This window comes from Enterococcus xiangfangensis (assembly GCF_005405365.1).
GTDB classification, from domain to species: Bacteria; Bacillota; Bacilli; order Lactobacillales; family Enterococcaceae; genus Enterococcus_A; species Enterococcus_A xiangfangensis.
The window spans coordinates 341,776-364,277 of the sequence record NZ_BJDX01000003.1 but is presented as its reverse complement, the minus strand read 5'-3'; the positions used below and the strand labels follow the sequence as shown (position 1 = coordinate 364,277).

Sequence of the window (22,502 nt, the reverse complement as noted above, 5' to 3'; positions counted from 1 at the left end):
CCCAAAAAGCACTAGAAAAGGACGTTTTCACGTCGTTTCTAGTGCTTTTTTTTTTGAGACTTATGTCACAGCCTCTTTTTTAATAATTATATTTGCTTGTTTCCAAAAAACCGGAGACAAGCGACAACAAGTAACAAACGACAAAGTACATCAAGGTCATCGCGATAAACATCGGAATGACATAATTAGTATTTTGTCCATAAACGATTTTAGCGTTATGCGTCAGTTCTGGTAAAGAAATAATTACTGCTAATGAAGTATCTTTGATCAAAGAAATCAACTGACTCAAAATAGCCGGTAGCATTGCTTTGAACGCTTGCGGGATAATGATCATTACCAAAGTTTGAACATAGGTCAAACCAGAGGATAACCCCGCTTCTGTTTGCCCTTTAGGCACAGAATTCAACCCGGCACGGAATATTTCTGACAGCATCGCAGATTCAAAAATCGCCAATGCGGCAACCGCTGCCCAAAAAATATTCAACTTGATCCCAACTTGCGGTAAAGCGAAATAGGTAAAGAAGATAATCAGCAATAACGGTAAGTTTCGAATGATATCGACAATGATTCCTACGATTCGCGAAAGAAACGGGATGTTAGTATAGCGGACGGTTCCTGCGATCCCACCAAGAATCATACTAAAAATGATCGAGACGATCGAGACTTGGATCGTCACCCACAGCCCATCTAAAAGAAAACGCAGATTCATCCATGAAAAAGCTTCACTCATATTCTGTTACTCCTTCCTTTTAGGCATTTGACCAATGTTTATCTAAATAATTCATTAGATAAGACAGCGGCAGCGTTAAGATCAAATAGAATAATCCGACAATGATATAAGTATCAAAGGTATTGAATGTTGTACTGGCGATCAAATCACCTTGGTACATCAAATCTAAACCTGCGACCATTGCTAAAATGGATGAATTCTTGATCAGATTGATAAACTGATTTCCCAGAGGTGGGATAACAATTTTAAATGCTTGCGGTAAAATGATATAACGCATCGTTTCAGCATAAGTAAAACCAGAAGAAAGACCGGCTTCCATCTGACCTTTCGGTACGGTTTGGATCCCAGAACGAACGGTTTCGGCAATAAAAGCAGAAGTATAGATTATCAAGCCAATCGTACCGGCTTGAAAGCCGTCAAAACTGTAGAAATACATCGGTGCTATGACATAAAAAAACATGACAATAATCAACAACGGGATATTACGAAAGAAAGCTACATACGCTTTCGCTAAATGACGAACAACCCGATTGTGCGACAGTTGTAAAATCGCCATCAACGTTCCGATAATCAAACTAAAAATTAATGCTAGTAAACTCGCATAGATTGTATATTTGAACCCGCTGACAAAATCAGCTGAGAAGGTTTGAAATAAATGTGTCATTAAAAATGCGCCCCCTTTTTCGCTCGACCATCTGCATCTTTAGGGAACCATTTTTCAAAAATTTTATCGTAGGTACCATTATCATGCATTTTAGACAATGCGGTATCGACCTCTTGCAAGAAGTCATCTTGACCTTTATTGATGGCGATTCCATAAGGTTCGTTTGTAAAAGCACCGCCTGCTAATTCATAGTTTTTATTTTCAGAAGCCATTCCTAACAAAATGGCGTTATCTGTTGTCATCGCTTGACCTTGACCTGATTGCAATGCAGTAAATGCTTCAGCATAATTTTCCAATTCAAGGATTTTGGCATCTGGCGCATTTTTGCGGATATTGATACTTGAAGTAGATCCCTTGACGGCTAAAACAGTATCTTCAGCAGTCAAACTTTTGACATCTTTGATGGGACTCCCTTTTTTAACTAGCAACGATTGCCCAGCATCAAAATAAATATCAGAAAAATCAACTTGCTCTTTCCGCTCTTCAGTGATCGTCATCGTAGCAATGATCGCATCAATATTTCCATTTTTCAACAATGGAATCCGCGTCTTTGACGTCACTTCGGTAAATTCAGCCTTGCCTTCTTTTCCTAAAATTTCTTTAGTGATCGCTTTGGCGATATCAATATCAAAACCTTCAACTTTCCGTGTTTTGATATCCATCATGCCAAATAGACGCGTATCATATTTCACGCCCCATACGATGGTCGGCTCATCTTTGATACGCTTTGCGATGTTTTCATTTGCGACACTTTTTCCTTTACAGCCTGACAGAATGATCACAACAAGCAGCGGTAAAAATAAAAGGGCGCCTATTTTTTTTAACTTCGACATACGCCGCCTCCTAATGATTGATTACTTTGCTGACAAATTGTTGTGCTCGCTCCTCTTGTGGCTTATCAAAGAATCCTTTGACATCTCGTGTGTCTTCTAGCACTTCCCCATTTGCCATGAAAATGATACGATCGGCTACTTCTTTCGCAAATCCCATCTCGTGAGTCACGACGATCATCGACATACCGTCGCGGGCAATTTTTTTCATGACATTCAAGACGTCGCCAATCATTTCTGGATCTAGTGCAGAAGTCGGCTCATCAAAAAGCAGCAAGTCGGGATTCATCGCTAAACCACGGGCGATGGCAATCCGTTGTTGCTGGCCTCCGGATAACATCGAAGGGTACGAATCCTTCTTATCTAACATGTCTACACGATCCAATAATTTTTCAGCAGTTTTTATCGCTTGTTCAGAAGATTGTTTCAAAACTTTGATTGGTGCTAACGTAATATTTTCTAACGCTGTCTTATTAGGATAAAGATTAAAGTGTTGAAAGACCATTCCAATATTTTTTCGAATATCTTTCAACTTAACATCTTTGCTATGTAAGTCTTTGTCATTCACCATCAGTTGCCCTGAAGTAATTTCTTCTAGACCGTTGATACAACGTAACATTGTACTTTTCCCTGAACCCGATGGTCCGATAACTACAACGACCTCACCTTTTTCAAAACTCAAGTTAATATTTTTCAAGGCATGAAACTTCCCATAGTATTTTTCTACATGCTTAAATTCCACCATTGGCATGTTTAACCACCTCTTTTTTCCTTATTATTCTCTAATTATTCCAATGTGGGTCTAATTATATGCTAAATATTTTTACTTTGTAAAGAAAAATACCTGTAATTAGAAAAAAACATTTGAATTGCTTCTGTTTCTATGTGATGTTTCCTTACATATTCACTATGGGATCTTTCAACAAATACAACAATAAGAGTTGTCTTGTCTGAAAAAAAAAGGTAGTATTTGAAGAGACTATTGAAAGAATTTTTTACGAAAAGGTGAGTTAATGAAAAATATCATACTAACCGGAGATCGCCCAACAGGTCAATTACACTTGGGCCATTATGTCGGTTCTTTGAAAAATCGTGTTTTGATGCAAAAAGATCCTGAAAATAATTTATTTATCATGATCGCAGACATGCAAGCTTTGACGGATAATGCAAAAAATCCTGAAAAAGTTTCCTCCAATGTTTTACAAGTCGCATTAGACTATTTGGCGGTAGGTTTAGATCCAAAACGTTCTACTTTATTTATCCAATCACAAATTCCTGAACTAGCAGAATTGACTATGTACTATTTGAATCTAGTCAGCGTCGGTCGCGTTCGCCGCAACCCAACAGTAAAATCAGAAATCGAACAAAAAAAATTCGGTGAAAGTGTCCCCACAGGCTTCTTTATCTACCCTGTTTCACAAGCTGCTGACATTACTGCTTTTAAAGCAAATCTAGTACCTGTAGGTGAAGACCAAAAACCGATGCTAGAACAAACTCAAGAGATCGTCCAAAGTTTCAACCACACTTACGGTGAAGTCCTTGTCGAGCCAAAAGGCGTATTTCCAGAAAAAGGTCAAGGCCGCTTACCAGGAATCGATGGAAATGGAAAAATGAGCAAATCATTGGGAAATGGGATCTATTTAGCTGACTCTGCTGATGTCTTGGCAAAAAAAGTCATGAGCATGTATACGGATCCAAATCACATTCATGTTGCAGATCCTGGTCAAGTTGAAGGGAATATGGTCTTCACTTATTTAGATGTTTTTGGAACAGACAAAGAAAAAATTGCTGAGCTAAAAGAACAGTATCGTCATGGCGGTCTTGGTGACGTAAAAATCAAACGATACTTAATTGATGTCTTAGAAGCTGAGTTCGGACCAATCCGCGCCCGCCGAGAAGAATTTGCAAAAGATCCAGAAGCAATCATGCAACTATTAAAAGTAGGTAGTGAACAAGCACAAGCGGTTGCTGCTAAAACATTGACTGAAGTAAAACAAGCTATGGGAATCAATTATTTCGCCTAACTAATTACTTAAAGCTTAAAAAATCGACCGTCAAAAGTCCGTACACTGCCTTTTGACGATCGATTTTTTACATTTCTTCTATTATAGAGTGCAAAATATTGGTGAATTTTGGTGAATCATTAAATGGATGCACGTATTCAAAATAGTCGCCACCGTTTTCCATAAAATACCCACGGTTCTCATCATCGATTTCCTCGATTGTTTCCAAACAGTCTGCCACAAAACCTGGAGTGATCACTAACACCTTTTTGACATTTTGACTTGGAAAAGCCTTTAATGTTTCCGACGTCATCGGTGTCAACCACTGCCCTGGTCCAAACTTCGATTGATAGGAATGTGCATAAGGAATATCCCCTAATTTTTCCATAACTTTCTGCGTAGTCCGTTTACACTGTTCTTCATAAGGGTCGCCTTGTTCTACTATCGAAACAGGGATCCCGTGATATGAAAATAAAATCATATCGAATGTTTTACTAGCCAGATGCTGCTTGATCTGATCTGCCAGTAATTGTATGTATCCTTCATGATCGTAAAATGAATTAGAAATTCTAAGCTGCGGAATCTCCGCTGCTTTTTGATAAACTCGGCTGATTTGATCATAGATTGGTGCGACCGTAGTTTCAGAATATTGCGGATACAATGGAACAACACATAAGTCCGTCATCCCAGCTTGTTTCATCTCAGCAAGTGTTTCTTGAATTCCAGGATCGCCATACGTCATTGCGTAACGAACGATTGCATCTGGCATGAGTGCTTGTAATAAGACCGTCTGTTTTTTAGTATATATCCAAAGCGGCGAACCTTCTTCACGCCAAATTTTTTGATACGTACGCGCGGTTTTTCTAGGACGAATCTGTAATACAATTCCGTGTAAGATCGGCAGCCACACCCAACGTGGCCACCTGATTACTCGACGATCCGATAAAAACTCAGCTAAAAAGCTTTTTACGGCCTTCGGTGTCGGTTCCTCGGGTGTTCCTAAATTTACTAACAAAATCCCTTTTTTCATGCTTAACATCCTTCATCTTAAATTCTAAATTAAACTATAGCAGAAGCAACTCAAAAAAACACTTGTAAAATGCATTGATCAGATACTTTTCAGCTTACTCAAACTGTTCATTAAAAAATTCGTTCACCTCTTCTTATACTAAACAATTTCTAATAAGATTACTTTAGTTTACACTTGATATTTTATGTCTACTAAGTTAATCGTAGCCTCCCTTTTAATTTAATCATCAGAAACAGTCCTTTTCCTTCTTTTTTTCTCATGGTAAAATAAAAAGTGAGAAAGTCGAAGGAGTTATGTTGGATGAATTTTCATGAATTGTATCAAAAGCTAGAACTTGCCCCAGTGATCGCAGCCACAAAAAATGAAACCGATTTAGAAGCTGCCCTAAACTCAGAAGCAGAAGTTATTTTTATTCTCCAGTCACATATTATGGAATTAACTGAACTGTCCAACAAAATCAAAACTAGCGGTAAAACAGCGATTTTACACGCCGATTTAGTCAAAGGCTTATCTTCTGATGAAAAAGCGATCGACTACATCAAACAAACCACTTCTTTTGACGGGATCATTTCAACGAAGCCAACCATTATTCGCCAAGCAAAAAAACATCATCTATTAGCAATCCAACGTTTTTTTTTACTAGATTCTTCTGCCTTAGAAAATATCGATCGTCAACTAAGATATTCTGAAGCGGATTTAATTGAAGTTCTCCCAAACATCGCTCCAAAAATTATTAAAGAGCTGGTCAATCACTCTAGAAAGCCATTAATCGTTGGTGGATTGATTCGTGATAAGGAAGATATCATGGGCGCATTAGGTGCTGGTAGCCTTGCCGTTTCGACCACCAAAAGTTCGATATGGGCTGTTTAGTGATTGTTGAACTTTTTTATAAGTGTTATAATACAGTTAACTAAATAATTGCTAGAGATAAAAGAGTATAGCCGCAAACGTCAACAAACATTGGCGTTTGTTTCCTATACTCTTTTTTTGCTGCAATCCAAACAAACTCTGAGTGGCTGTTCACTCGAATACGTAGGAGGAAAATTTATGTATGATGTAATTGTAATCGGTTGCGGAATTGTCGGTGCTGCGACCGCCTATGAATTGGGCAAACGCCAATTAACCACGTTAGTCCTGGAAGCTGAAAATGATGTGAGTCTAGGCGCTACTAGAGCTAACAGTGCTATTTTGCACGCCGGCTACGATCCGGAACCTGGTACTTTGATGGCAAAATTAAATGTTGAAGGCGCTAACCGAGCAAAAATGCTCTGTCAAAAACTTTCAGTCCATTATAATCAAATCGGCTCACTCGTAGTCGCCTTTTCAGCAGAAGAATTAACTCTCATTCGGGCACTTTATGAGCGTGGCGTCAAAAATGGCGTGAAAGAATTAGAGATTCTTGATCAATCAGCCCTTTTTGAAAAAGAACCGAATCTTTCCCATAAAGCCCTTGGTGCTCTTTACGCTCCGACTGCAGCAATCGTAAATCCATGGGAATTCTGCCTCGCTTTAGCAGAAACTGCTGTAAAAAATGATGTAGAGATTGCTTTGAATAATCGAGTGACAGCCATCAAACAGATAACAGACGGCTATGAAGTTACGACAAATAAAGCAACGTATCAGACAAAATATATATTTAATGCCGCTGGTGTCCACTCTGATGATATTCACAACTTGATCGCGGAACCAAATTTCGAAATCAAACCAAATCGCGGCGAGTATTATTTGTTAGATAAATCAGAAGGTACCGTCGTTCAGCACGTTGTTTTTCAATGCCCTTCTAGTAGCGGTAAAGGGGTCTTGATCAGTCCAACTGTCCATGGCAATTTAGTTGTTGGACCGAACTCAGAAAGTATTAGACGCAATGATTTAGACAGCGGAAATGATACGGGAAATACGATTGCAGGACTTAAAACAGTCGTTGATTTGGCAAAAAAATCAGTGCCTGATCTTAATTTGCGACAATCGATCCGTAATTTTTCTGGTGTACGTGCTAATAGCACCGCTGATGATTTTATCTTACAAGAGGCCGCTCCTGGTTTTATCGATTTAGCTGGGATTAAATCTCCCGGTCTGACGGCTGCCCCAGCGATCGCCGTTTACGCAATCGAATTGCTAGAACAAGCGGTAGGAAAAAAATTTAAACAGAAAGAATCTTATATCGATTCACGGGAAAAAATTATTTTCCAAGAACTAGATTTTAAGGAAAAAAATGAAGCGATTGCTAAGAATAATACTTATGGCAGAGTTATTTGTCGCTGCGAGACTGTCACTGAAGGCGAGATTCGAACAGCTGTACACTCTCCTATCCCCCCCGTTTCTATCGATGGAATCAAACGCAGATGTAATGCGGGCATGGGACGTTGTCAAGGTGGTTTTTGTGGTCCGCGAGTTGTTGACATTCTAGCCGATGAGTTGGACCGCTCGCCTTTAGACATTTTACAAGATCGCGAAGGCAGCTATGTTTTAGTCGAAGCTACCAAAGGAGGACGTTAATATGCATGATTTAATTGTGATTGGTGGCGGTCCCGCTGGATTAGCAGCCGCAACCGCTGCTTATGAAAATGGCATCAAAGACATTTTGATTATTGAACGCGACCAAAAATTGGGTGGGATTTTGAATCAATGTATCCATAATGGATTTGGACTGCATCATTTTAAAGAAGAGTTGACTGGTCCTGAATATGCGGCGCGTTTTATTGATCAAGTTCAAAAAACGGAGATCACCGTTCTTTTAGACACGATGGTGTTAGAAGTCACCGAGGACAAGGAAGTTCATATCGTCAATAAAAATCAAGGTTATCAAATTTTAAAAGCCAAAGCTTTAGTCTTCGCGATGGGCTGCCGCGAACGAACACGTGGAGCGATCGGCATTGCTGGTAGCCGGCCAGCTGGTGTCTACACAGCTGGTACAGCGCAACGCTATGTCAACATGGAGGGCTATTTAGTTGGCAAAAAAGTTATTATTTTAGGTTCAGGTGATATCGGTCTGATCATGGCGCGGCGAATGACCTTAGAAGGAGCAGAAGTTTTGGCTTGTATCGAAGTGATGCCCTACTCTGGCGGTTTGACAAGAAACATCGTTCAATGCCTAGACGATTTTAATATTCCGTTGTATCTTTCCCATACGATCACTGAAATTCGTGGCAAAAATCGCGTCGAGCAAGTCGTTGTTTCAAAAGTCGATGACAAACGGCAGCCGATTGCTGGAACAGAGCGTACGTTTGATTGCGATACGATTTTGTTATCTGTTGGTTTATTGCCGGAAAATGAATTGAGTCGTGATGCAAAACTCAACTTAGACGCTAAAACTAGCGGTCCTTTTGTTTACGAAAATATGGAGACCTCGACTCCTGGAATCTTTGCCTGCGGAAATGTAGTTCACGTCCACGATTTGGTCGACTTCGTAACTGCGGAAAGTATCAAAGCTGGAACCGCTGCTGCCGATTATATTTTAGATCAAGAAAAAGAACAATCAAGCTGTCTCACTGTCAAAAACGGGGAGCACGTGACCTATGTCGTTCCTCAATTGATCCGTAATGAAAATGTCGCTCGGAGGGTGGAACTTTTCTTCCGCGTCAATCAAGTTTTCGATGAAAGCCAGATTTTGATTAAATCACAAGGCGAAGTTTTAACGAAACAGAAAAAAAGCTACATCGTACCTGGTGAAATGGAAAAAATCAAACTGTCAAAAAAAATCTTGGATAAAGTAGCGAATGGCGAATTGGAAATTTGTGTCGAGGAGGTCAAGTAAGAATGAAAAATTTTATCTGTATTATGTGCCCTAAAGGCTGCCATTTAACAGTAGATGAGACGAATGATTACAAAGTCAGCGGTCATAGCTGCAATAAAGGCGTAAAATACGGAAAAGCAGAAGCGACGAATCCTGTCCGCGTAGTCACTTCAACGATCCGTGTCAACGGAGGCAATTCAGCTCTTTGCTCCGTAAAAACAACTGATGGTATTCCTAAAACCGCTGTGTTGGAAGCGATGAAGACCATTAATACTATTCAGCTGCAAGCGCCTGTCAACATTGGTGATGTCGCAATCGAAAATCTTTTAAATACTGGTATCGATGTCGTGACAACAAGTGAGATACAAACAGTCTAAAATCAGCAAACACTAAAAGGATCTGCGGACAGTCCGCAGATCCTTTTCATCTATCTTTTCTAATAGTTATTTATCAAGATTTATCCCTATTATTTTTTATTACATAAAACAATCTTTGTAGTCGGCTAGGTATTCTTTGATCGTTCTAGGCGGACGGTCGAGGATCGTTTCCAATACATTCGTTACTTTTTTTGCATTTCCTAATTGTGTGATCAAATAAAGCAGCACCATCACGTTTACGTAATCTTTAGCAACTCCACGCTTGATCATGACCTGCCGAAATTTCAATAAACTTGGCCGACTATAAGAAATCGTTGTGCTTAAAATCTCACTCATCTCTTTAGCGATTTCATCATAAGTTAACGCTGTCGGTCCAGTAATTTCTAATGCTTGGTTTAAGTATTTGACATTTGTTAAACAGACAGCAGCCGCTTCGCCAATATCTCTTGTATCAATGAAGCTAGTTTTTGAATGACCTGCCGGAATAAATAAATCATGAGCAACCTTAATGTCTTCTTGGTGGGTAGTGTTTAAATTTTGCATGAAAAAGCTCGGTTGGATGAATGTGTAGGGCAATTTCAACTGCTTAATCATTTTTTCGATTTTATGATGCGGCGTCATTGGATTTTTCTCAACACCGATTAGAGAAACAAAGACGATCTGCTGAATATTTTGCTGCTTCGCATAAGACAAAAATGGAAACATATCTGCTTTCGGATTAGAAAGTTGCGGCGGCCGAATAAAAAAGACTTTATTTACGCCAGAAAATGCTGCTGGAAACGTGCTTGGATCAAGAAAATCAAAATGAGTGATTGTTACATTTTTCATCCCTGCAAATTTCTCTTGAGCTGGATTATGCATACCGATTGTCATTGTCACATTTTCTTTTTTGGCTAAACTCTCGATTAAAGGAAAGCCAATGTTCCCCGTTCCTCCGATTATGAGTATGTGATCCACACTTAATCCCTCATTTCTTGATTGATTTTGGATAATAAATGATTGAATGACGCTTGTTCTTGCTCGGTTAAAATCGATAGAAGATTATCAACGATATGATCGCTCAATTGTTGATAATCTTCCAGGGCACTTCTTCCAATCTCCGTTAAAGATAATAAAAAAGAACGTTTATCTGTTGGATGATCTCTTTTAACAAGCAGCTCTTTTTTCTCAAGTCGTTGAACAATGCCGGAAATCGTTGGTTTGTCCATATCAAGAATGTGAACCAATTCCGTAGCAGTTACTGGTTCCTTTAGATCCACTTGTTGGATAACCGCCCATTGCTGAACTGTGATCCCTTTTTCTAATAATGCTTGATTAAGATCGTATTTTAGCTTTTTGGAAATATTCATTAATAAATAGCCAGTATTCATTGGTCGCTCCTTTTAGTTAGCGCGCTAACTTTATTTGATTAGCATACTAACTATATTCTTGAAAAAAGTCAACTTTGATAAATAAACGCTCAGCAAAAAATGGCGGAATATTTTGTTTCTCTTATTAAAAAATCGTGACAGAAGTAGCTGGTTTCAAGGAATAAGAAGGGATTTTTTAAAAGCATTAAAAAAATAGGGTGTGACAAGTTTTTGCCACACCCCATTATCTCTATCGAATCTTTTAGGCAGCTTTTGTGGGATTAATTAGCGAATAACTGCTTGTAATTTTTCTGCTAAGTTCTTAGTAACTTTTTCCATGCTGCGATTGATTTCTTCATCAGTCAGCGTTGCCTCAGGATTTACAAACGTCAAATTATAAGCCATTGACTTTTTGCCTGCTTCGATGTTGTCGCCTTGATACACATCGAATACTTGCAATTTCGTCAAGAATTTTCCAGCAGCAGCTGTAATCACTTCTTCGATTTCTGCACTAGTACTTGTTTCATCAACAAGCATCGCGATATCACGGCTGACAGCTGGATATTTTGAAACAGCTTCAAAAACTAAAGGCGCTTTTTCTTGAGCAATCAATGCGGCTAAATCTATTTCTGCTACATAAGCGGATTTTAATTCGTAACTGGCTGCTATCTTCGGATGAACTTGACCGACAAAGCCAATCAATTCTTCCCCTAAATAAATACCCGCAGTTTGTCCTGGATGCATTTCAGTTAGTTGAATCGCTTGATAAGAGACTTCTTTTGTTAATCCTAAACCTTCAATCAATTCTTCGACTATTCCCTTAACCGTGTAGTAATCGGCAGCTTCAGCTTTTTTTGCCCAAGATTTATTGCTGCTGTTGCCAGTAACAGCGATTGCCACATGATTTTGTTCACTTGGTAAATCTTTTTCTGGATCATTATTTTGGTAGAAAACGTGGCCGATTTCATAAAAAGCCACATCCGTGTTCTTACGAGCGACATTGTAAGCCAAATCTTCTAATAAACCGCTGACTAAGTTCAAACGCATCGTTGAGCGTTCTTCACTCATCGGCCAAGCAACCCGCGTCACTTTGCTTTCATTTAATAAAAACTGCTGCGCTTTTGTTTCAGTCGTCAGTGCATAACTGATTGCTTCTGATAAACCGGCGCTTTCTAAAAGATTACGGACTTTTCTAGTTGTTTTTTGTGTTTTAGTCAAGAATCCAGCGACAGTTTGTCCTTCTGGTAATGTCGATGGCAGGTTGTTGTATCCGTAAATTCGAGCAATTTCTTCCATTAAGTCTGCTTCGATCGTGATATCCCACCGGCGCGGTGGTACACTGACGGTAGTTACTCCTTCAACAACTTGTGTTGCAAACCCAAGCGACTTAAAGATCGTATCGATTTGTTCTTGTGATAAATCAGTTCCTAAAAAACGATTGACATTTTCAACCGTTGTGCAGACTTCAACATTTTGCGGATGAACTTCACTGCCCTTTACGGCTCCTTGTAAAATTTCCCCACCGGCTAATTCAGCGATCATCGTGGCCGCAACATCTCCAGCTAAGCTGATCTCTCCTTGATTGATCCCTTTTTCAAAACGCATGGAAGCTTCACTGCGCAAGTTATAATTTTGGGAGGTGCGGCGAACAGACGTATGATCAAACATCGCCATTTCTAAAGCAACTGTCGTTGTTTCATCTGAGATTTCTGAATCTAAACCGCCCATTACACCCGCTAAAGCAACTGGAATCTCGCCGTTAGTGATCACGATATCTTCTGGGTTCAATGTTCGTTCAACGGCATCTAGTGTCGTGAAAGTTTCATTTTCTTTTGCACGGCGAACTAAGATCTCCTTACTGCCCAACTTATCATAGTCGAATGCATGAAGCGGTTGACCAAATAATAATAAGATATAATTAGTTACATCCACCACGTTACTAATTGGTCGAATGCCTTCATTGATCAAACGATTTTGCAACCATTGCGGACTTGGTCCAATTTTTACGCCTTCAATAATCCGAATTTCGTAATGCGGCGCGTCTTTTTTATCTGCTACAAAAACTTTGATCTTATCGCTGGCTTTTTTAGTAGTCTCTTTTAATTCAACAGCTGGAAAATCTACTTCTTTATTATAGATTGCTGCAACTTCATGAGCGACCCCGCGAATACTCAACGCATCTGCCCGATTCGGTGTGATCGATAAATCGATGATCGCATCATCCATATCTAAATATGGAAAAACTGGTTTTCCCGCGATTGCGTCTTCTGGCAAATAGTAAATACCTTCAACATATTCTTTCGGGATGACTGAATCACTGAATCCAAGTTCTTGCAATGAACAAATCATTCCATTTGAAACTTGTCCGCGCATTTTGCCTTTTTTTATTTTTACATTGCCACCGATTCGAGATCCAGGCAATGCTACGATCACTTTGACACCAGCTTTGATGTTAGGTGCTCCGCAGACGATTTGTGACAATTCTTCTTCGCCGATATCAACTTGGCAAATCGAAAGATGATCAGAATCAGGATGCGGTACACATTCTTTGACATCTCCGACAACGATTTTTTTCAATCCTTCTTGAGGTATAGTTACTCCTTCAACTTCGATCCCTGTCAGTGAAAGACGATCCGCTAATTCTTGCGGTGTGACCTCTTTTACATCGACATATTCATTTAACCATTTATATGAAACTAACATTGCTTCTTACTCCCCCTTGAATTGTTCCAAGAAACGAACATCATTTAAATAGAAATTCCGAATATCATTGACCCCATAGCGCAACATAGCGATCCGATCTGGTCCTAAACCAAAAGCAAAACCAGAATATTCTTTTGAATCGATTCCTGACATTTCTAATACGTCAGGATGAACCATGCCGGCACCTAAAATTTCGATCCAGCCGGTATGCTTGCAGACATTACAGCCTTTGCCGCCGCACTTGAAGCAGCTGACATCAACTTCCACAGATGGTTCGGTGAATGGGAAATAACTTGGACGCAACCGAATTTTACGATCAGCACCAAACAATTCTTTTAATAAAACCTCTAACGTTCCCTTCAAATCGCCCATCGTGATGCCTTTATCGACTACTAAACCTTCGATTTGATGAAATTGGTGGCTGTGGGTAGCATCGTCTGTATCGCGGCGGAATACTTTCCCTGGTGAGATCATTCGCAATGCACCTTTTGTAAAGTCATGTTGTTCCATCGTTCGTGCTTGCACTGGTGAAGTATGAGTCCGCAACAATACGTCATCAGAAATATAAAAAGTATCTTGCATGTCGCGTGCAGGATGATCTTTAGGTAAATTCATGCGCTCAAAATTATAATGATCGGACTCAACTTCAGTCCCTTCAATCACTTGGTAACCCATTCCAATAAAAGTATCTTCAATTTCTTCCATAATTTGGGTAAGTACATGACGCGTACCATGGGAAACCTTTTTTCCTGGCAACGTAACATCTAGTGATTCTGCAGCTAACTGTTTCGCTAATGCTGATTCCGCTAGATCAGCTTTGCGATCTTCTACGGCCTTTGTCAGCAAGTCACGAATTTCATTCGCAAAAGCACCAACTTTTGGTCGTTCTTCTGCGGAAAGGTCCCGCATCCCTCGCAATACTTCGGTGATGGGTCCTTTTTTCCCTAACGTTTCCACTCGAATCACTTCGACTGCGGAAAGATCCTCAGCCGCGTTGATTTTTGCCAACGTCTGACTTTTTAGTTCTTCTAATTGTTCTTGTAAGCTCATTATTTTCTTCCTTTCTTTATTGCTAAATAGAATCACAAATAAATGTCCTATCAAATTCTCTCGAAAAATTTTTTAACAATTGACTCAAAACGAACAGTTTAGCTTTTGTTCTTAAACGGCTTGCTTAAAAACGACAAAAAGACCTCGCTCCCTAAAGGAACGAGGTCTCGCGTTACCATCCTAATTCGCCGATTACACTTTGGCGCTCTTACTATTTTAACGGCTCTGCCGGTCTTGCGACAAGCTCCAGAAGTGAACTTCATTTTTTCTTTTCTTAGTCTGCTTCCAGTCAATGACAGACATTCCCTTTAAAGATCTAAAAAAATTACTCTTTTCTATCGACGCTTTTTAAACTATTCAATTGACTAACCCAATACTACAAGAAATCGAACCATTTATCAACTACATTCTTCATCAGTAATCCAAGTGTCGCCCCATTGATGGATTTCGCTCATCACTTTGTTCAAAGCTTTGCCTTTGTTTGTTAGACAGTAATCCATCCGTTTTTGACTTCCACAAGCAATCATGCGACCAACAATGCCTTCTGCTTCTAGTTCTTTTAGTCGTTCCGTTAAAACCCGATCGCTGACATTGGGAATCATTGCAGCAATATCGACAAATCGTTGAGGCCCGCCTTCCAACAATACATCAATAATCAGACCGTTCCATTTTTTGCCTAAAATCTGAAATCCTTTCTCAAATTTTGGACAGAGCGAAAAGTCCATTACTTCTATTTGTTCCATAATTCTCACCTCGATAGCAAAAGTATAGCACATCACTTACCTTTTATAAGTATATCTTGCCTATCCCTAAGGAGTTTTTAACAAATTGATTGCTCGGTTTCCTTGTAAGAAAATTAAATAGGCCGCCTCAACAGGTTTTTGTTTGGCTTTTTCTAAGGCATCCCGGTACAGATATAATTGACTACGATAACGATCAATCAGCTGCTGTTCTCTTTCTGGCGTATAGTAATCAGTCTTTAGATCATACAGGAGGATTTTATCATCAAATTCTAAATATCCATCAATAATTCCATGGATCAGAATCTCATCTTGATTTTGATACTCGCTGAATAGTTGATCTGCCGGCAGCAACATCGCAAAAGGTTCTTCACGAGATACGTGCGCTGCATGCTGAATCAAATAACTGCCAAATTCAGAATCAAAAAATCGCAAAATAGTATCGATCGATATTTTTTCAGCAATTTCCGAGGTCAATGTTTGACGTAAAACGAGCTCTTCAAGCAATGTTTCGATCGTATTACGCTGCGGTTTTTCTTTTAGCGATAATAATTGCATTACTAGATGCGTAGCCGTGCCGATTTCAGCCGGTGACAGCTCCTTTTTCGTTCCTAAAAATTTGGGTTCGCTCAATTCGCTTTCGGTAAAACGATATTGCGGCTGAGCAGCCGTCAAGCTTAGTGTCTCACGATTATCAGGATCATCATATAATCGTTTCAGTTCAGACACCGATTGATAACTCGTAGTTTTTGTCGCTTCAGGATACGGATATTCAAACAACAATCGCTGCTTCAACGGTTGAATATTGATTGCGCCTTGCGGAATCTCCAATGTTTTGATTTCTGGAAGATACTCTTGAACAGCTTTTTCGATTACTTGCGGTTCAATGAAATTCAATTTGAAAACGGCTGGATGCTGTTTTAAACTCGGCAGTTGATTGATTCCATAGTCTTTTTGATAATTGTCCATAATCGGATGTCTAAATAACGTCAACCCTACCCAATCAAAGAAACTGTCCTTTTGCCCGTTCCGAAGCCCTTCATCTAAAACAAGTTTTTCATTCAAAGAACCTTTGCTCCAAGTTTTGTAGGCCGCTTCTTCATTATCATAAGAGCCAACAAGGAACAATTTTTGTTCAGCTCTTGTCAGCGCGACATAAAGTTTCCGCATTTCTTCTGACAACAGTTTATTCAGATTCTTTTGTTTGACTGTTTGGAATAACAAGGTATCTTTTCTGATCCGGGTATCCGGCGTCAACAATTTTACTCCTAGTCCCAAGCGTTCATCAAATACATAATTTTTTCGAGTATCTTGGACATTGAAACTTTTGCTCATATCCATTAAAAAGACTACGGGAAATTCCAAGCCTTTGCTTCCATGGATAGTCATTACCCGGACAGCATCTTGGATTTCTTCAGTCGGCGGTTCGCCTAAATCTTTATCTTTTTCCTGCATTTTTTCAATAAAACGGATAAATTGGTATAACCCGCGGAAACTGCTGCGTTCGTAATCTTTTGCTCGCTCGATCAATGCTAACAAATTCGCATGCCGCTGTTGCCCTGCTGGCATCCCTAAAACATAATCTAAATAAGCCGTCTCATTATAAATTTTCACCAATAGATCTGCCAATGATTCTCGGCGGGCAAATTCACGCCACTCATTTAATTGACTGATAAAAACTGATAATTTTTTGGCAGTAGCATCTTCATTTGTTTGAAGATAGCTTTTCACTGCCTGATAATAATCTTTTTGCGGCAAGGCCAATCGTACTTGTGCCAATTCTTCTTCGTATAAGCCCACAATCGGCGAACGTAAAACAGCTGCCAGCGGGATATCTTGATACGGATTATCAATGATCTGCAACAAGGAAATGATTACTCGCAATTCTGTTGATTGAAAATAATTTTGTGTATCATTGATAGCTAAAGGAATACCTAATTGTTTAAATATTTCTAAGATCGTCAGATTGTTGCTTCTAGTCGGAATCAATAAAGCGATGTCTTCATAACGAACCGGCCGCATCGCTTTTTCTTTTTTATCATAGATCTCAAAATCTTGGTCGATCAGCTCGCGAATTTTCATCGCCGTCATAAAGATCTCGCCCATTGATTTGTCTTCAATCCATTCAGGTACCTCGCCCGCTTTTTGATAGATCAATAATTCAGGGGCAAAACTATCTGTTTCAGGAAAAGCAGTAAAGCCATTGACCAATTCTGCTTGTTTGTCGTATTCAATCTGTCCGACTGCCGGATCCATCAACTGGCTGAAAATCAAGTTGGTGAAATCTAATACTTCTTTTCGTGAACGGAAATTTTCCGCCAAAATAATCCGACGCCCACCCGTTTCTTCAGAAAAGTCATGATATTTTTGAATAAACAATGTTGGATCTGCTAAACGAAAACCATAGATGGATTGCTTGACATCGCCAACCATAAAGAGATTTCCCGGTTCTTCGACGCTAAGTTGACGCAAGATCGTTTCTTGCAGCTGATTGATGTCTTGGTATTCATCGACTAAAATCTCAGCAAACCGCTTGCGATAATAGTTTTCTGCTGGTCTTTCGCCGTTGATTGCCGTTTGCAAGATCTGCAAAGTGAAATGTTCCAAATCATTAAAATCCAGCATCCCTTTTTCCCGTTTCTTCGCGGAATACTCTTCAATAAAACGTTTTTCGACACGAACCAATTCTTCAACAATCGGCAATGCCTCTTGTAATCGTTCCACTTGCTCTTCTGGTGAAACGGAAAAATACATTTCTTTGATCTTCAGCAGTTCCTGTTTGGCATGATCACGATAATGTTTACATTCCGCAATGACATCACCATAAAGCTCTTTGATCTCTTTTTTACGCGGTGAAGGATATGTCGGAAATTTGATTGTTTCAAATGATGTGAACACATCCGTCAATTCATTTTCCCTGATTTTTTGTTCAATCTGCTGCGTCAGTTGTTTTTCGGTTTGAGCAAGTGCAGTAATTTTTTGCAGTTCATCTGCTCCTTGACTTGCTGAAATCAGCCATTGATAATTTTGCTCGATCTCTTGCAGTGTATTTAAAACTTGCGGACGGATCAAATCTTGGTATAATGCTGAATCGACCAACTTATCAACCCGATAATTATCGACTAAGCCGTCTAACCAGCGAAAAGGGTCCGGATTGGCCCGTGCAAATTCATACATCGCTAAGATCAAATCTTCCAACCCGCTGTCGCTGCGATCGTTTGAGAAATTTTCTGTCAGGCGATAAAAGATTTCCTGATTTTCTTCATAAAACGTTTCTCGTAATTCATCCCACACATCTTCTTTTAGTAAAATCTCCTCAGTGTCATCAGTCAGCATCCGATAACTTGGGTCCAAATCAATCAAATAGAAAAAGCGCTGGATGACTTTTGAACAAAAAGAATGCAATGTTGAGATATTCGCAGTCGGCAGTAACGTCAGCTGATGCGTAAAATGATTTTTTAATTCTTGATTCGTCTCTTCATTGATTGCTTCTTGTAAAGCGCTCTGAACACGTTCCTTCATTTCAGTCGCCGCGGCTTCTGTAAAGGTTACAACTAAGAGCTGGTCGACTGAAAGCTTCTGACGTTTGATTTTTTCAATGACACGCCGAACCAACACTGCCGTTTTTCCTGATCCAGCCGAAGCCGAAACTAAAAGATTGGTTCCTTGATCATAAATCGCCTGCCATTGTGAATCCGTGTAGACCTCATTCGGTGTTTTCGGAGGGATGGGATAGTTAGTTGTCATGCAGTTCTTCCTCCATTCGTTTCAAGACTTCCTCTTTAGAAAGTTTTTCTAAGCGGTGATAATTATTTTCTTTCAACATCGCGTCAAATTTGCAGACACTGCGGAATGGACAGTATTGGCAAGCAATCCGCTGATTGTCTTTATAAGTTGGATTCAATTTGATTTCCCCAGAAACAATTTGATTGCCGGCTTGTTGGATTTTTTCTCGATTGTATTTGCGCAGCAGTTCAATCTCAGATAGATCATAAAATTTATCTTTAGACTGCGATACGATCACTGTTTGCCCATCCTTATCTTTTTTGATTGGGAACAATGGTGAGTTTTCTTTTTCTTGTAAACTCTGATCCAGCTGATCATAAAGCTCCGGCTCTTTTGCAAACAAACCATCGTATTGATACGCCTTCAACATCTCTTTTTCAATATTTTTAGGTTCTTTCAACACAGGATTGTGAATATGCAAATAGTAAGCGCCCGCCGGCTTGACCTCTTTTGCATTGGCTTGATTAAAATCGGTGACAGCCACATCCAAGTACGTGATCAATTGCAATGCGATGCCATAATACGCATCCGTCACATTGAAACTATGAGGACTCGACTTATAGTCGATCACACTCAACCAATCATTTTCTTTGCCTTGCAATTGGTCTAAGCGATCAATCTTTCCGCGAACTGCCACTTTTCCGCCATTTGATAGAGGCAAGTTGATTCCTGGGATCCCTTTTTGTCCGCCGATTGATCCAAAAAGAACTTCTGTCTGCTGCGGTTCAAGTTTTGTCCGCATACCTTGCTGGACCAAGCCCCAGCTGACCCTTTGGATTGTCCGCGACAGCTGGTAGCGAATATAATTCATTCGAGCTGAACTGGAGAGGATGGCAAATTTCAACTCGCCAAAAATTTTCTTCAAAACTTCTTCAGCCAACTGATTGCGCTCTGCTTCATTTAACTCTGCTAAGCGCAAACCTTGCTCTTTGATTAAATGGAAAAAATAATCCAATGCTTCATGATAAAAATCCCCTGCTGCTGCCGGTGTCAGCCCGTAAACCGTCCGTTCTTTTAGGCCTAATCCAAAATTAGCAAAATATTTATATTGGCAATTATAGAAATTTTCGATTCGTGAAACGGAAACATAAAGATTTTTCCCATATAACTGTTCCGCCGTTTCTGGCAGCAGTTCCCGCGGGACATTAAGATCTTGTAAACTCTTAAAGACACGTTGAGCCATTGGCGCCAGCGAACTATTTTGGATAAATTTTTGCAATTCTCGCCATGATGGCAAGAAAGCTCGATTCTCATCTTGAGCAAAACGGTTTAAAGCAATTAGATCAGACAGCAACGTCCGCAGCGTCCCTAGATGATCTTCTGGTAAACTCGTTAGCTTCAACGACGCATTTTCTTTGATTGTCAATTGAAGTCCTTGACTTAATTGACGTAAAAAGGAGGAAACTTCTAATTTTTTCTCACCTTCAACTGTTGCCGCCATACTCAAATAGAGTTTTTCCGTCGCGGAAAGAAAAATGGAGTACGCTAAAAACGGTTCTCGGCTTACTTTGGAACTATTACTTTCTGGTAAAAACTTTCCATCCGGCAAATTTTGATTGAACAATGAGCGTTCTTCTGCCGATAATAACCCCTTATCATCAAAACGAGCAGGAAAATCATTGTTGTTCAGCCCGATTGCAAATGTGACTTTCATTTGATCCACACGAGCCAATTCTAAATCATTGACTCGAACTTGATCAATCGCAGTTGGAATCTTGCCGTAAGATAGATTCATCAAGCCCGCTAAAAAGATTTCTTGAAAGGCGGCCCAGTCGAAAGGATCTGCACCATAGATCAAGACATACTCGTCTAAAAGATCAAGTAATGCCTGCCAGGTTTGTTCATGATTGCGAGCTTTATCTAAATTTCCTCTTTCAACTTCTTGATCCCGCCAAAAAAGCAATTGTTTTTTTACTCCGCTGTTTTCTAAGAAACGATAAAAAATCGTTGCGGCTTCTAGTCCATCTGCCGCTTGTTTGATTTTTTCAAAAAATGCCGGTAATACTTGCTGGATTGAGCGGCGGACTTCATTGGTGCTTGCTTCCAATTGTTTCGCATCATTAAAAACGTCCACCTCAAAATCATAATCAACAAATTCCCAATCGGATTTTTTTGTCCAAGCGTTTCCGCGAAAATTATAAGCTAAACAAACATTTTCAGTCTGATCGATTTTTTCGCGATAAATTTGTTGCTGTAAAAACCAAGTATCTGCTGCCCAATTAAAGGGGGCAAATAATTCTGTGCGCAGTAAACGAAATACATCATTGATTCGATAATGGTAATTATCAACCAAAAACAACGCTTGTAAAAATTCAATCAACGGATGAGCCGCCATTACTTGCGTCTCGTCCAAATAAAACGGAATGGCCAGTTTTTGAAAAATATCCGGCAACGCACTGTTATAAATTTGCGGATTCCGCAATAAGATTTGAATATCTTTATAGCGATAGCCCTCGTCTCTGACCAAATGACGGATCTCCTCACCGACCTTTCGGATTTCCTCCGCTACTGTAGCATATTTGGTCAGTTTGATCTGTTCTGTTTGTGACAAATCTGCTTTTTTTTGATCTGCCCAAAAGGCGCCGATTTGATTGAACACCGTTTGTTTCGCTTGTGAAAAACGATCTGACCGTACGGGAATTTGTTGCAAGTCCGCATTTTTCTTTAACTGAAAATAGGTTTTGCCTGGATCTGCAAATAGGTTCAAAGGATTTGGTTCTTCATTTGGATACGGACGATCCAATTCCAAAGAAACAAACAGTTCCCCACAAGTCATCAATGTATTCAAAACATTCAATTCTCTAGCATTGAACCGTGTGAATCCGCTGACGATAAACAAACTTTGTGACAAGTCTTGTCCGTTCAAATAATCATGCAGCAACAATAACGGATCCTCATTGGCTACCTGATAATCGATCAACGCTTCTTCATAAGCCGCAAAGACTTTCTGCAAGTCTTGCAGTTTTAAAACTTGGTCTGGATCGCTCCCATTTTCAACTAAATCTGCAACAGTGACATTGCCAACCTGCATTTCTTGATAGAAGCCTACCAGTTGTTGAATAAATCCTGTTTTATTTACTTCGCCACGAAAAATTGTTAGTTCTTCACGCTGTTCTTGGAGAATTTTTCGCAAAATCATTGCATTGCCGGCTTCAGATAAAATATTTCCTGGAACTTGTCCATCACGCTGTAAAAAATACCAAGCCAAACGTTGAAAACTAAAAACTTGTGTGCGGATCGTACTAAACGCTGTCTTTTTTTCTGTCTGTTTCATAGCAGACAAGAGTGTAATCTCTTGTTCAAATTTATTGTAATTGGGGACTAAGAAAAACACCCGATTCTCTGAACTGCGCGCTAACCAAGCTTGTGCCGTCTGAATCATTTGTTCTGTTGCGTCATTCTGCCCAGCACCTAACAAAAATTGTAATGCCATCGTTTCCCCTCTTTTCTTTAAATGATAGTACTTGTTTATTATAACAGTTCCAGTAAAACAGCGCATAACGAAAA

Annotated in this window: 17 protein-coding genes and 1 other annotated feature; of the genes, 5 read left to right on the top strand and 12 right to left on the bottom strand. The window is 39.7% G+C overall.

Annotated features, from left to right (window positions below; genetic code table 11):
* Positions 1–79: 79 nt before the first annotated feature.
* From FFM68_RS05830 to FFM68_RS05815, 4 genes are read right to left on the bottom strand one after another with little or no spacing between them, the layout of a single operon-like run.
* Positions 80–730, bottom strand: a complete 651-nt coding sequence (locus FFM68_RS05830; RefSeq protein ID WP_137618480.1) for an amino acid ABC transporter permease — start codon at positions 728–730, stop codon at positions 80–82.
* 19 nt (positions 731–749) lie between these two features.
* Positions 750–1,394 carry an amino acid ABC transporter permease gene (locus tag FFM68_RS05825; RefSeq protein ID WP_137618479.1) on the bottom strand — a complete coding sequence of 215 codons (645 nt, stop codon included), beginning with the start codon at positions 1,392–1,394 and terminating at the stop codon, positions 750–752.
* Positions 1,394–2,227 carry a transporter substrate-binding domain-containing protein gene (locus FFM68_RS05820; protein ID WP_137618478.1) on the bottom strand — a complete coding sequence of 278 codons (834 nt, stop codon included), beginning with the start codon at positions 2,225–2,227 and terminating at the stop codon, positions 1,394–1,396. The genes FFM68_RS05825 and FFM68_RS05820 overlap by 1 nt, the downstream gene beginning before the upstream one ends.
* Positions 2,228–2,237: 10 nt before the next feature.
* Complete coding sequence (locus FFM68_RS05815; RefSeq protein WP_137618477.1) at positions 2,238–2,975, bottom strand: amino acid ABC transporter ATP-binding protein; 738 nt, start codon at positions 2,973–2,975, stop codon at positions 2,238–2,240.
* Positions 2,976–3,237: 262 nt separating this feature from the next.
* Here FFM68_RS05815 and trpS point away from each other — a divergent pair, with 262 nt between their 5' ends.
* Positions 3,238–4,248: a tryptophan--tRNA ligase gene (gene trpS / locus FFM68_RS05810; RefSeq protein WP_137618476.1), complete on the top strand. Its 1,011-nt coding sequence runs from the start codon at positions 3,238–3,240 to the stop codon at positions 4,246–4,248.
* 67 nt (positions 4,249–4,315) lie between these two features.
* Here trpS and hemH read toward each other — a convergent pair whose 3' ends face one another.
* On the bottom strand, positions 4,316–5,257 hold the full coding sequence (gene hemH / locus FFM68_RS05805; protein WP_137618475.1) for a ferrochelatase: 942 nt from the start codon (positions 5,255–5,257) through the stop codon (positions 4,316–4,318).
* A gap of 300 nt (positions 5,258–5,557) precedes the next feature.
* Between hemH and FFM68_RS05800 the strand changes: the two genes are divergently transcribed.
* The 4 genes from FFM68_RS05800 (at position 5,558) to FFM68_RS05785 (ending at position 9,367) form a co-directional block, all read left to right on the top strand.
* Positions 5,558–6,127 (top strand): glycerol-3-phosphate responsive antiterminator, encoded by a 570-nt coding sequence (locus FFM68_RS05800; protein ID WP_137618474.1) that lies wholly within the window; start codon positions 5,558–5,560, stop codon positions 6,125–6,127.
* Positions 6,128–6,304: 177 nt separating this feature from the next.
* Positions 6,305–7,753, top strand: coding sequence for an NAD(P)/FAD-dependent oxidoreductase (locus FFM68_RS05795; protein ID WP_137618473.1), 1,449 nt, complete (start codon positions 6,305–6,307; stop codon positions 7,751–7,753).
* 1 nt (position 7,754) lies between these two features.
* The gene (locus tag FFM68_RS05790; RefSeq protein WP_137618472.1) at positions 7,755–9,011 is read left to right on the top strand and encodes an NAD(P)/FAD-dependent oxidoreductase; all 1,257 of its coding nucleotides are present in this window, start codon (positions 7,755–7,757) and stop codon (positions 9,009–9,011) included.
* 2 nt (positions 9,012–9,013) lie between these two features.
* Entirely contained in the window at positions 9,014–9,367 is a 354-nt protein-coding gene (locus FFM68_RS05785) for a DUF1667 domain-containing protein (RefSeq protein ID WP_137618471.1), read from the top strand.
* A 99-nt stretch (positions 9,368–9,466) separates the two neighbouring features.
* Here the strand turns inward: FFM68_RS05785 and FFM68_RS05780 are convergent, their stop codons facing one another.
* The 7 genes from FFM68_RS05780 to FFM68_RS05750 all read right to left on the bottom strand — a co-directional run bounded on the left by FFM68_RS05780 (position 9,467) and on the right by FFM68_RS05750 (position 22,428).
* Complete coding sequence (locus FFM68_RS05780; RefSeq protein WP_137618470.1) at positions 9,467–10,324, bottom strand: NmrA family NAD(P)-binding protein; 858 nt, start codon at positions 10,322–10,324, stop codon at positions 9,467–9,469.
* Between the two features lie 2 nt (positions 10,325–10,326).
* Entirely contained in the window at positions 10,327–10,737 is a 411-nt protein-coding gene (locus FFM68_RS05775; protein WP_137618469.1) for a MarR family winged helix-turn-helix transcriptional regulator, read from the bottom strand.
* Between the two features lie 264 nt (positions 10,738–11,001).
* Positions 11,002–13,419, bottom strand: a complete 2,418-nt coding sequence (gene pheT, locus FFM68_RS05770; RefSeq protein WP_137618468.1) for a phenylalanine--tRNA ligase subunit beta — start codon at positions 13,417–13,419, stop codon at positions 11,002–11,004.
* 6 nt (positions 13,420–13,425) lie between these two features.
* Positions 13,426–14,469 carry a phenylalanine--tRNA ligase subunit alpha gene (gene pheS, locus FFM68_RS05765; protein WP_137618467.1) on the bottom strand — a complete coding sequence of 348 codons (1,044 nt, stop codon included), beginning with the start codon at positions 14,467–14,469 and terminating at the stop codon, positions 13,426–13,428.
* Between the two features lie 152 nt (positions 14,470–14,621).
* Positions 14,622–14,820 (bottom strand) — a binding site (T-box leader).
* A 47-nt stretch (positions 14,821–14,867) separates the two neighbouring features.
* Positions 14,868–15,212 (bottom strand): winged helix-turn-helix transcriptional regulator, encoded by a 345-nt coding sequence (locus FFM68_RS05760; RefSeq protein ID WP_137618466.1) that lies wholly within the window; start codon positions 15,210–15,212, stop codon positions 14,868–14,870.
* 66 nt (positions 15,213–15,278) lie between these two features.
* A complete protein-coding gene (gene addA / locus FFM68_RS05755) occupies positions 15,279–18,956 on the bottom strand; it encodes a helicase-exonuclease AddAB subunit AddA (RefSeq protein ID WP_137618465.1) in 3,678 nt (1,225 codons plus the stop codon).
* A complete protein-coding gene (locus FFM68_RS05750) occupies positions 18,946–22,428 on the bottom strand; it encodes a PD-(D/E)XK nuclease family protein (RefSeq protein ID WP_137618464.1) in 3,483 nt (1,160 codons plus the stop codon). The genes addA and FFM68_RS05750 overlap by 11 nt, the downstream gene beginning before the upstream one ends.
* Positions 22,429–22,502: the final 74 nt, after the last annotated feature.